This window comes from Marinobacter sp. MMG032, assembly GCF_040112695.1.
GTDB classification, from domain to species: Bacteria; Pseudomonadota; Gammaproteobacteria; order Pseudomonadales; family Oleiphilaceae; genus Marinobacter; species Marinobacter salsuginis.
This window is the reverse complement of sequence record NZ_CP157802.1, coordinates 560345-571867: the sequence shown is the minus strand read 5'-3', so window position 1 is coordinate 571867 and position 11523 is coordinate 560345. Positions and strand designations below refer to the sequence as shown.

The window sequence follows — 11523 nt, the reverse complement described above, 5'->3', positions numbered from 1 at the left end:
ATAGTAGTGGAAGATGCGCCGGGTACCAGTCCGGCGCGATCAAATTTGACGCCTGTCTGTAACAGATGCCTCTTATAACTTTAAGTTTTTACGGAAGCAATAAATCATCTAGTTAAGGCATTGTTGTTTTAGAACTCCGACCTTATCTTTGCGTTCTAACAAAGCGCCATCTTTATTCCTCTGGCGTATATCAAGATTCCGAGTTAACTGGGAGCTCTGCCTACTATGCCGAATTCAATTTTTTCTGGTTCCAAAGCCCGTAAGGGCCTGTGGTTTAGTGCGCTGGCGTTGGCGTTCTCGCTGACGGGGCCGGCTTCTGCCCAGGAGCGTGAGCTTCTGAACTCCTCCTACGATATTGCCCGCGAGCTGTTTGCCGAATACAACGTTCTGTTCCAGGACTACTGGAAAGAAAAAACAGGCGAGACAGTCAATATCCAGCAGTCACACGCTGGCTCGTCCAAGCAGGCGCGCGCCATTCTTCAGGGCCTGGGTGCCGATGTGGTGACCTACAACCAGGTAACCGACGTGAATATCCTGGCCGAGCGCGGCAACCTGATTCCCGAGGATTGGGCCTCACGTTTGCCCAACAACAGCTCTCCCTACTATTCCACCATGGCGTTCCTGGTGCGTGAGGGTAACCCCAAGAACATCCAGAACTGGGATGACCTTATCCGCGAAGACGTCGAGCTGATCATGCCTAACCCGAAAACCTCCGGTAACGGCCGCTACACCTACCTGGCGGCGCTGGGCTTCGCCCAGGACAAGTTCGGTGACGACCAGGAGAAGATTGACGCGTTCCTGAGCGATCTGCTGGGTCAGGTAAAGGTCTTCGACTCCGGCGGCCGTGGCGCCACCACCACGTTTGTCGAGCGCGGCCTGGGTGATGTGCTGCTGACCTTTGAGTCCGAAGTAAACAACATCCCGGAGCTGAACCCGGACAAGAACTTCCAGGTTGTGGTTCCGAAAGTGAGTTTCCTGGCCGAGTTTCCGGTGACCTGGATCGACAAGAACATCGAGAAAAAGGGCACAGAGGAACTGGCCCAAGCTTATTTGAAGCATCTTTATTCGGAAGAAGCCCAGCGTATGCTGGCCGGCTTCAACTACCGGGTGCATAACGAAACCGTGAAAGCGGAAGTGGCGGACAAGTTCCCGGAACTGAAGCTGATGCCGATTCAGGACATCGCAGGCAGTTGGGAAAACGCCATGGAGACCCACTTTGCCAGTGGCGGCAAGCTGGACCAGTTGCAGCGTCGCCGCTAAGGGATGCGCACCTGATCCATGGCCACCACTGACGTTTCGGAGCGCCCGTCAAAGCGGCTGAGCGCTCCCGCCACCAAACGCGTTTTGCCGGGGTTCGGACTGAGCCTCGGCATTTCGCTTTTCTTTATCAGCCTGGTGCTGCTTCTGCCCATCAGCGGCCTGTTTATCCGTGCCGCCGGCATGGGGTGGGAGCAGTTCTGGTTTGTCATCACCGATCCCCGGGTGGTTGCGTCCTACAAGGTGACCGTCCTGGCGGCGCTGGCGGCCTCCCTTTTTAACTGCGTGTTCGGCCTGCTGATGGCCTGGGTGCTGGTGCGTTACGAGTTCCCGGGTAAGCGGCTGCTGGATGCGATCATGGATCTGCCATTTGCTCTGCCAACCGCCGTGGCCGGGATCACACTGGCGACCCTGTTTGCCGAAAGCGGTTGGTATGGGCAGTACCTGGCCGAGCTTGGAATTGAAGTCGCCTTTACGCCGGTTGGTATTGTGGTGGCCATGGCGTATACCAGCGTGCCGTTCGTGGTGCGCACGGTTCAGCCGGTACTTGAGGAAATGGCACCGGAAGATGAAGAGGCGGCGATGAGCCTGGGTGCTTCGGACATGACGGTCTTTCGGAAGATCCTGTTTCCCACACTCTGGCCGGCTGTTGTAACCGGCGGTGCGCTTTCGTTTGCCCGAAGCCTGGGGGAATACGGTGCGGTCATCTTCATTGCCGGCAACTCGCCCTACATCAGTGAAGTGATCAGTCTGATGATCTTTGTTCGCCTGGAGGAGTACGATTTTCCGGCGGCCAGTGCCATTGCCGCGGTCGTGATGACGGTATCGCTGTTGTTGCTTCTGGCGATCAACGTCTGGCAAGGGCGCTACCTCAAGCGCCTGCACGGAGGTTAGGGTATGGCTGCGCGTAAACATCGTCGCGTGGGCGATAGCCCGCTGGTTCGTCGCACGCTGATCGGTTTGGCTGTTGCTTTGACCGTTCTGTTGCTGTTCATGCCCCTGGTGCTGATTTTTGTGCAGGCGTTTGCCGAGGGCTGGGCCGGTTACGTCAGCAATATTCTCAACGAGTACACGCTTCACGCCATCGGTCTGACGCTCGTGGTTGCGCTGCTCACCGTGCCGCTGAACATGGTATTCGGCGTTTTCCTTGCGTGGCTGGTGACCCGTTTCCGGTTCCCCGGGCGCAAGCTGCTGACCACACTGATTGATATTCCATTCGCTGTTTCTCCAGTAGTTGCCGGTCTACTTTTCCTTCTGCTTTATGGCAGCAATGGCTGGGTAGGCCAGTGGCTTGGTGAATACGACATTCAACTGATGTTCTCCTGGCCAGGCATCGTGATGGTTACGGTCTTCGTAACCTGCCCGTTTGTGGCAAGGGAACTGATTCCACTGATGCAGCAGCAGGGCCGGGAAGAGGAAGAGGCCGGTGTGGTACTGGGTGCCTCCGGCTGGCAGCTGTTCCGGCGGGTCACCCTTCCAAATATCCGCTGGGCGCTTCTTTACGGCGTTATCCTCACCAATGCCCGGGCCGTGGGCGAGTTTGGCGCAGTATCGGTGGTTTCCGGCAACATCCGGGGCGAAACCAACACGCTGCCGTTGCAGGTAGAGCTGCTTTACCAGGATTACAACACAGTGGGCGCGTTTGCAGCTTCGTCACTGCTTGCAGGTATCGCGCTGATCACTCTTGTCGTGAAGGCCATTGTTGAATGGCGTCAGAGTCGTAACTAAGGGTTTCAAATGAGCATCGAGATACAGGGTATCAACAAGTTTTTCGACAAGTTCCAGGCCCTGCATGATATCAATCTGACCATTCCGGACGGCCAGCTCACGGCGTTGCTAGGCCCCTCTGGCTCGGGCAAGACTACGCTGCTGCGGATCATTGCCGGCCTGGAAACGCCGGAAGAGGGGAGAATACGCTTCAGCGGCAGGGATGTAACCGACCTGCACGTGCGGGACCGGCGCGTGGGGTTTGTGTTCCAGCACTATGCGCTGTTCCGCCACATGACAGTGGCCGAGAACGTGGCCTTTGGCCTTAACGTGCTTCCGCGTAAGGAGCGCCCGGGTAAACCGGAGATCCGCAAGCGGGTGAAAGACCTGCTGGAGATGGTGCAGCTGGAACATCTGGCGGGCCGTTACCCGGCGCAACTCTCCGGTGGCCAGAAGCAGCGCATTGCGTTGGCTCGTGCCATGGCCATGCGGCCAGAGATTCTTTTGCTGGATGAACCCTTCGGCGCGCTTGATGCCAAGGTGCGAAAAGACCTACGCCGCTGGCTGCGAAGTCTGCACGACGAGCTGCACTTCACCAGTGTGTTCGTGACTCACGATCAGGAAGAAGCCCTGGAACTCTCCGATCAGGTGGTGGTGATGAGCAATGGCCGGATTGAGCAGGTTGATACGCCCCTGGAGCTTTACGGTCGTCCGGACAGCCGGTTCGTGTTCGAATTTCTCGGCCAGGTAAATGTGCTTTCCGGCAAGATCCGCGACGGCGTCATGAGCCAGGGCGATGCCTGGATTCGCTTACCTGAAGGCTGCGAAAACGACGACGCCCAGCTCTATCTTCGGCCCCACGAAGTTCGCCTGACCCAGTCCGCCAGTGACCAGGCCCATCTGCCGTTCCGTATCGAGGCCATCAACCTGATCGGTGCCGAAGTGCGGATCGAACTTAAGCCCGATGGTTGGGAGTGTGACGAGTTGTGGGAGGTTGGCATCAGCCATACCGAGTTCAACGCCCGCCAACCCCAGCGCGGTGATCGCTGCTTTGCGGTGCCGGATGTCGGCCACCTGTTCTGTGAGCATTCGCCCGAGCCCAAGACCCTCGAGTGGCGTTAGTGCCCCGATGGCTGGAGCAGGGCGCCGGCCATAATCTATAGTTTCCTGATGAGGGGGCGCCGCCCCCCCCCCCCCCCGGATGACTCGTCCGACATCATCGGCGTATTCCACACCCGGGTGGAAACCATCAGGAGGATGTAATGCCATTACCCGCCCCGTTAACCGGAGACCAGGTCTATCACGCTTGTCCAGAGGAAAAACTGGATTTCCTGACCACCGATGACCTGCAAGACCTGGATCAACCCTACGGTCAGGACCGGGTTCTGCGAGCACTGGAATTCGGCGCGGGTATCCGGGCTGAGGGTTTCAACCTGTTTGTCCTCGGGCCCGCCGGGGCAGGGAAGCATGAACTTGTTGAGCGCTTTCTTTCCCGGCACTCAGCCAGGCAACCGGTTCCTCCGGATTGGTGCCATGTCTATAACTTCCGCTTTTCAGATCGGCCGGGTGCGATCCAGTTGCCAGCGGGGCAGGGACAGCAATTCAAGAAAGACATGAGTGATCTGGCTGAGGAGCTTCGCACGGCCATTCCGGCGGCCTTTGAGAGCGAGGAGTACCAGGCCCGCTTGCAGGAGCTGCAGGAAGAGATGGCCAAGCGCCAGCACCAGGGGCTGTTCGAGATCCAGGAAGAGGCCAACCGCAACAACATTGCCATGATCACCACACCAGCCGGTTTTACCTTTGCCCCCATGCGCAAAGGTGAGGTGATCGATCCCGAGGAATACAAGAAATTCTCCGATGAAGAAAAGCAACTGGTTGAATCCAAGGTTGAGGAACTGCAGAAAAAGCTGCAGCAGACCATCCAGCAGATTCCCAGGATGCGGAAAGAAGTGCGTGAGCGGGTCCATGCCCTGAATGAAGAGATGGTACAGCTGACTCTCGGCGGCCCGATCGGGGAACTGAGGGAAAAGTGGTCACATCTCCCGGAGGTTGTCGATTACCTGGACGCGGTCCGAGAAGACGTGGTGGAGCATGCTGAAGCCTTTCAGGGCAGTGATAACGGGCCACCGGCAGGGCTGCTGGCGCGGTACAAGGTCAATTTGCTGGTGGATAACGCCGAAACCGTCGGCGCGCCGGTTATCTACGAGGATCTGCCCAATCATCAGCACCTGGCCGGGCAGATTGAACATCGGGCCCGTCAGGGCAACCTCTATACCGACTTCACGCTGATTCGCGGTGGTTCCATGCACCGCGCCAACGGCGGCTATCTGATCATCGATGCCCGGCGGGTGCTGACTCAGCCCATGGCCTGGGAAAGCCTGAAGCGGATTCTGTCATCCGGTGAAATCCGCATCGAGTCCCTGGAGCGCCTCTATGGATTGGTAAGTACCGTCAGTCTGCAGCCGGAGCCGATTCCGGTGTCGGTCAAGGTGGTTTTGCTTGGGGACCGGATGCTGTACTACCTGTTGTCCCATTACGATCCGGATTTCCTGGACCTCTTCAAGGTTGAGGCAGATTTTGAGGATGATCTTGATCGTAACGATGACTGCTACGAACTCTATGCCCGGATGATCGCCACCATGGTCCGGGCCCTGAAAATGCGGCCGCTGGAGCGAGGTGCTGTAGCCAGGCTGATTGAGCATGCCAGCCGGCTGGCGGCGGACCAACGCAAACTGACCGCCCACGACCGTGTGCTCCGGGACATACTCAGTGAGGCTGACCATTGGGCCAGCCAGGCGGGTGCCGATACCGTCGAGGCCAGCCATCTGCAGCAGGCTATTGATGAGCGGGAATACCGGGCCAGCCGTGTTCGGGAAAGAAGCCGGGAGCAAATCAGCCGGGGTGTGGTGATAATTGCCACTTCGGGAGAAGAAGTGGCTCAGGTGAATGGCCTATCGGTACTCAGGCTGGGCGCGTCGATGTTCGGCCAGCCCACCCGGATTACCGCCACGGCGCGGCCGGGCAAGGGGCAGGTGGTCGATATCGAGCGGGAGGCCAAGCTGGGTGGCCCCATTCACAGCAAGGCCGTGATGATACTGTCCCGGTTCCTGGCAAGCCGGTATGCCGGTGATGGTGAGCTGTCGCTGTCGGCAAGCCTGGCTTTCGAGCAATCCTACGGTGGTGTTGAGGGCGATTCCGCTTCGGTGGCAGAGACCTGCGTGCTGCTTTCAGCCATTTCCCGGGTGCCAATCAGGCAGTCCTTCGCCGTAACAGGGTCCATGAACCAGCATGGTGAAGTTCAGGCGGTGGGTGGCGTGAATGAGAAGATCGAAGGCTTTTTCGATGTCTGCAGGGAAACTGGTGGGGTTGGGGGCCAGGGCGTTCTGCTGCCGGCAAGCAATGTTGAGCACCTGATGCTCAAGGCCGATGTCAGGCAGGCGATTGCCGAGGACCGATTCCGGATCTATCCGATCTCCCATATCAACGAAGCCATTGAGCTTTTGACCGGCCTGGAGGTCGGGGAGCTGGACAGTAATGGCGAGTTTCCAGCTAACAGCTTCAATCGCCGGGTTGCCGAGCGCCTCAAGAAATTTGCGGAGGCCAGCAAAAAGCGGGATAGCAATGGAGATGCAAACAACGGCGGAGGTAAGGACAGTGACTGACACACCTGGAGCTCGGGCTGTGAGCAGTGATGAAGCCGGCCGTGTGCTTGTACTGCTGGATGGCTCGAGAATGAGCTATGCCGCGTTGAAGGCTGCTGCAGAGATTGCAGGGTCCACCGGTGCTGAAGTGCTTGGCGTGTTTGTTGAGGAACTGAACCTGTTGCGAAGTGCAGGGTATGGGTTTGCTCGAGAGGTGGGGGCTTCGTCCGGCGTCAGCCGCCCCTTTGATCCGGCCGGCGTTGAGCAGCGAATGCAAAGGCTGGCCAGCCAGGCTCGGCACGCTTTGGCTGGCGCTGTAGCGCCATACGGCGGCAAGCACACGCTCAGCATTGCCCGTGGCCATGTAATTGATGAAGTGCTGGCTCTGGCTGGGCCCCGGGATCTTCTGGTGCTTGGCCGAGTTGGTTGGTCCTCGGCGCCGGGGGCGCGCCTGGGCTCAACGGCCAAGGGGCTGGTTCGTCGTTCGCCGGGCAGGGTTCTGCTCTGGTGCGAACATCGTGTTTTGCCGCAGGGCCGGGTAGTGGTTTTTCTGAATGATCACAGGGAGGCCAACAGCCGCGCGGTTCAGGCAGCAGCTGAGGCTATTCGGTATTCCCATCGGCCGGTAACGATGTTGCTGGGGGCGGCACCGGATATTCCGCCCGAGGAGCGGCAACGCATAGTTCTGGAGCTGGGTATTCCAGAGCGGGACCTTCGTGTACGGTCGCTGCCATCAACGGACCCAGTTACCGTAGCCGGTATTTTGCGCGAAGAGAAAGCCGTTCAGCTGGTGCTTAGCCGTGATTGTTCATTGCTTCAGGAACCCGGCGCGGAGCGGTTGCTGGTGGCACTGAACCTTCCGGTGACTGTGACTCCCTGAATCCTCAAGCAATCTTGCGAGCGTCTTCCTTGCGCAGGATTTCCTCGACGTCTTCGGCAGAGAGGGTTTCGTGCTTCAATACGGCCGTGGCGAGGGCTTCCAGCTGGTTTCGGTGCTCGGTCAGGAAGTCCAGGGTAGCCCTCTCCAGCGCCAGCAGTTGGGACTGGATTTCCTCATCAATCATCTCGGCCATCTTTTCACTGAATTCCCTGGGCATGCCCATCTCCCGGCCAAGGAACACATGCTCTTCGCCAATGCTTAAGCCAAGGGGGCCGATTTTTTCACTCATACCCCACTGGCCGACCATTTTGCGTACCAGAGCGGTGGCTTCCTTCAGGTCGTTCTGGGCCCCGGTGCTGACTTCACCATAAATCAGCTTTTCCGAACAGCGGCCACCAAGCATCACCTTGATGCGATCCTTGAGGTAACTCTCGTTGTAGGTGTAGTGGTCTTCCCGAGGCGTTTGTTCGGTCACCCCCATGGCCATGCCGTGAGGGATGATCGTTAATTTGGTGAGTGGGTCGGCGTTGGGCATGTAATAGGCCATGATGGCGTGGCCGCATTCGTGGTAGGCAACCGACTCCCGCTCCTTGGGCGTGAGCTTGGTGTCCCGTTCTTCGCCGAGAATGATTCTGTCCCTTGCCAGCTCAAAGCAATGGGCGTTCACCTCGTGCAGGTTTTCCCGGGCTGCCGTCAGCGCGGCTTCATTCACCAGGTTTTTCAGGTCCGCCCCGGAGAAACCGATAGTGCGCGCGGCCAGTTGATCCAGGTCGACATCATTCGCCAAGGGTACCTTTCGCACGTGAACGGCCAGGATGGCCGCGCGGGCCTCCTTGTGGGGGCGGTCGAGGGTGATCTTACGGTCAAAACGGCCCGGGCGGAGCAGGGCGCTGTCCAGAACGTCCGGCCGGTTGGTGGCAGCAAGTACCAGAACATTTTCGTGAGCCTCGAAACCGTCCATTTCCGTGAGGATCTGATTCAGTGTTTGCTCTCTTTCATCATGGCCACCACCCAGGCCCGCACCACGTGATCGGCCAATGGCATCCAGTTCGTCGATGAAAATCAGCGCCGGCGCGTCTTTCCGGGCTTCCTTGAACATGTCCCGAACGCGTGCGGCGCCAACACCGACGAACATCTCGATGAATTCCGAGGCACTGATGCTGTAGAAGGGCACTTCGGCTTCGCCGGCGATGGCCCGGGCCAGCAGTGTCTTGCCGGTGCCCGGCGGGCCGACCAGAAGCACGCCCTTGGGCATGACAGCACCCAGTGCCCGGTATTTTTCGGGAGATTTCAGGAAATCGATGATCTCGGCAATTTCCCGCTTGGCGGATTCAATGCCGGCCACGTCATCGAGTGTTGCCGTCGAAGTTTCCTTGCGGGCCCGTCTTGCCTTGGACCGGCTGAAATCAAACGGCCCACCACCCTGGGTCATCCGCTTCTGGGCGGCGCCCCAGAACCAGAACATCAGGGCCAGCAGAAGGATCCAGGGCAGGAAGCCGCGGATCATTTCCTGCCACCAGGGTAGGCCGGAGGGGGTGGCCCGGATTACAACTTCGTGCTCTTCCAGCAGGTTGAGCAGGGCGGGGTCTTCCATGGGCGGGCGGATGGTCTGGAACCCCGGGGTGCTGGTCCGTGCGGGGCTGTCAGAGCTGAAGTCTGCAGCACCGCTGTCGGTAAACAGACCGGTGATGGATTCCTCTTTCAGAGTGACTTCCGCCACCTGATTGTTCATCACAGCGGTCTTGAATTCAGAATAGGCCAGGTCCTGAAGCCGGGGTTGTCCGCCGTCCTGAAGCCAGAGCACCATCAGGAAGATGGCGGCACTGAGCCACAGGAACGCAAACTGGTTCGGGATTGCCGGCTGTTGGTTCTGGTCCGGCTTCTGTTGCTGGTTGTCTGGCCCACCCGGTGCTGTCATCTCGGTCTCCGGTCGCCCTCCATGATCTTAGCCACGAAGACGGATTTTCCGTAAGTCTCGAATGACCATTTCATGGTATCCGAGAGCACGCCCATTACCTCATCATAGTCGCCGAAAATCTCGGTGCTCATTCGCCCCGGGTAGACTTCCAGTCCGGTCTGCTCCAGGCGCGCGATCAGGTCTTTGATTGGCTGCTTGTACTCCTCTTTCAGGGGATAGCAGCTCAGCTGTACAGAAAGATACATAAAGCCTCCTTTCAGGTCAGTGACCCTGGTCAATTGCCCGTTAATAGCCCATGGCCGACGAAGTGCTCCTCCTCGGGTCCGCGCCACCGTTGAGAACACCGTCTTCGTCAATCAGGATGCTCTGGATGGCGCCCATGGCTGATCCGCCTACCACCTTATGCCCGCGTTCCTCCAGCAGTCGAATGGTGTCCGGGCTGATGCCCTGTTCGATCCGGATTTCATCCGGCAGCCACTGGTGATGCATGCGAGGTGCGCTCACGGCGGTCTGAACGTTCATGCCATGATCAATCACATTGAGGATCACCTGCAAGGTGGTGGTAATGATCCGGGAGCCCCCGGGGCTGCCGGTAACCAGAACGTTCTTGCCATCCTTTTTTACGATGGTGGGCGACATGGAGCTCAGCATGCGCTTGCCGGGCTCCACCTTGTTGGCTTCGCCGCCGATCAGGCCATAAGCGTTGGGAACACCGGGCTTAGCACTGAAGTCGTCCATTTCGTTGTTAAGCAGGAATCCGGCGCCTTCCACCGTAATGCCGGATCCGTAACTGAAATTGATGGTGTAGGTGTTTGATACCGCGTTGCCCCATTTATCCACCACGGAAAAATGGGTGGTTTCAGGACTTTCCCAGACAGCCGGCTGGCCGGGATTGATGTCGCTGGCTGGTCGTGCCCTGTCCGGATTAATGCCTTTGCGGAGTTCGTCTGCGTAGCCTTTGCTGGTTAACCCCGCCAGTGGCACCTCCACATAATCGGTGTCGCCCAGGTATTTTGAACGGTCGGCGTAGGCCAGTTTCATGGCTTCGGCCATGTGATGAATCGCATCAGCGGAGTTGTGGCCAAACTCGGCCATCGGGAAGCCTTCCAGGATATTCAGGATCTGGACAATGTGGGTGCCACCGGAGGAGGGCGGCGACATGGAGAAAATATCGTACCCGCGATAGTTGCCGTAAACCGGCTCTCGGACTACCGGGCGGTAGTCTTTGAGGTCCTGGTGCGTGATGAGGCCGCCATTTCGTTCCATTTCGCCGGCAATCAGATCGGCCGTTTCGCCTTCGTAAAAGCCTTTCACGCCATTGTCGGCAATGCGCTGGAGTGTTGCCGCCAGTTCTGGCTGTCGAAAACGTTCGCCGGGCTGCCAGGCGCTGCCGTCTTCCTTATAAAAGGTGTCACGGGTGGCGGGCCATCGCTCGAGTCTCTCCCGGGCCTGCTCCAGACCTTCAGTAAAACGCTGGGGCACCACGAAACCCTCTTGGGCAAGCTTGATCGCCGGCGCCAGTGCCTGCTTGATGGTAATGGTGCCGTGGCGCTCCAGCGCCAGTGCCAGGCCGGCAACCGTTCCTGGAACCCCTGCGGCCAGGTGGGTAAAACGACTGCGGTTCTTGACCACCTCGCCGGATTCGTCCTGGAACATGGTTTCTGTGGCGGCAGCTGGCGCTTTTTCCCGATAATCAATGGCTTCCGGATCTGAGCCGTCGCCCCTGGAAATCAGCATGAAACCGCCACCGCCAATGTTGCCGGAACGAGGCTGGGTGACAGCCAGTGCGAAACCGGCGGTAACGGCTGCATCGATTGCATTCCCGCCGTTTTTCAGCACTTCCAGAGCCACCTCGGTGGCCAGTGTGTGACTGGTGGCAACCATGCCCTGGGTTGCGGTAACCGGGTGAAACCGTTCACCTTCGAGAATGGCCTGTCCGAAGGCCGGCGCGGTGGTAATGAAAAAGGCCAGGGCGGCCGCAATCGAAAGGCGGCCTGAGCGCCCCGTGGGGACGTTTTTGATTGTGCGTTGGTACAGGCCTCTGTCCATATCTCCATTCCTCGTTTCTGGCGTTCAGATAGGCTATGATAGCCGGTCATTTTCATAGGTGCGTACCGTTA

General features: G+C 58.7%; 9 protein-coding genes. 6 read left to right on the top strand and 3 right to left on the bottom strand.

Features of this window, described 5'->3' with window-relative positions:
* The first annotated feature begins 225 nt into the window (after positions 1-225).
* The 6 genes from cysP (at position 226) to ABNF92_RS02605 (ending at position 7485) form a co-directional block, all read left to right on the top strand.
* Positions 226-1260 (top strand): thiosulfate ABC transporter substrate-binding protein CysP, encoded by a 1035-nt coding sequence (cysP, locus tag ABNF92_RS02630; protein ID WP_069184594.1) that lies wholly within the window; start codon positions 226-228, stop codon positions 1258-1260.
* A gap of 18 nt (positions 1261-1278) precedes the next feature.
* Entirely contained in the window at positions 1279-2151 is an 873-nt protein-coding gene (cysT, locus tag ABNF92_RS02625) for a sulfate/thiosulfate ABC transporter permease CysT (RefSeq protein ID WP_349343359.1), read from the top strand.
* A 3-nt stretch (positions 2152-2154) separates the two neighbouring features.
* Positions 2155-2985 carry a sulfate ABC transporter permease subunit CysW gene (gene cysW / locus ABNF92_RS02620; RefSeq protein WP_136629729.1) on the top strand — a complete coding sequence of 277 codons (831 nt, stop codon included), beginning with the start codon at positions 2155-2157 and terminating at the stop codon, positions 2983-2985.
* A gap of 9 nt (positions 2986-2994) precedes the next feature.
* Positions 2995-4086 carry a TOBE-like domain-containing protein gene (locus ABNF92_RS02615; protein WP_069184597.1) on the top strand — a complete coding sequence of 364 codons (1092 nt, stop codon included), beginning with the start codon at positions 2995-2997 and terminating at the stop codon, positions 4084-4086.
* A 140-nt stretch (positions 4087-4226) separates the two neighbouring features.
* A complete protein-coding gene (locus ABNF92_RS02610; RefSeq protein ID WP_349343358.1) occupies positions 4227-6626 on the top strand; it encodes an ATP-binding protein in 2400 nt (799 codons plus the stop codon).
* 19 nt (positions 6627-6645) lie between these two features.
* Positions 6646-7485, top strand: coding sequence for a universal stress protein (locus tag ABNF92_RS02605; RefSeq protein WP_349343357.1), 840 nt, complete (start codon positions 6646-6648; stop codon positions 7483-7485).
* A gap of 4 nt (positions 7486-7489) precedes the next feature.
* On the opposite strand, the gene ftsH is transcribed toward ABNF92_RS02605, so the two are convergent.
* Genes ftsH through ggt form a run of 3 tightly spaced genes read right to left on the bottom strand, consistent with a single transcriptional unit; the run spans position 7490 to position 11452 of the window.
* Positions 7490-9403, bottom strand: a complete 1914-nt coding sequence (gene ftsH / locus ABNF92_RS02600; RefSeq protein WP_349343356.1) for an ATP-dependent zinc metalloprotease FtsH — start codon at positions 9401-9403, stop codon at positions 7490-7492.
* Positions 9400-9648: a thiamine-binding protein gene (locus ABNF92_RS02595; protein WP_069184601.1), complete on the bottom strand. Its 249-nt coding sequence runs from the start codon at positions 9646-9648 to the stop codon at positions 9400-9402. Before ABNF92_RS02595 ends, ftsH begins: the two co-directional genes overlap by 4 nt.
* Positions 9649-9688: 40 nt before the next feature.
* On the bottom strand, positions 9689-11452 hold the full coding sequence (ggt, locus tag ABNF92_RS02590) for a gamma-glutamyltransferase (RefSeq protein ID WP_349343355.1): 1764 nt from the start codon (positions 11450-11452) through the stop codon (positions 9689-9691).
* Positions 11453-11523: the final 71 nt, after the last annotated feature.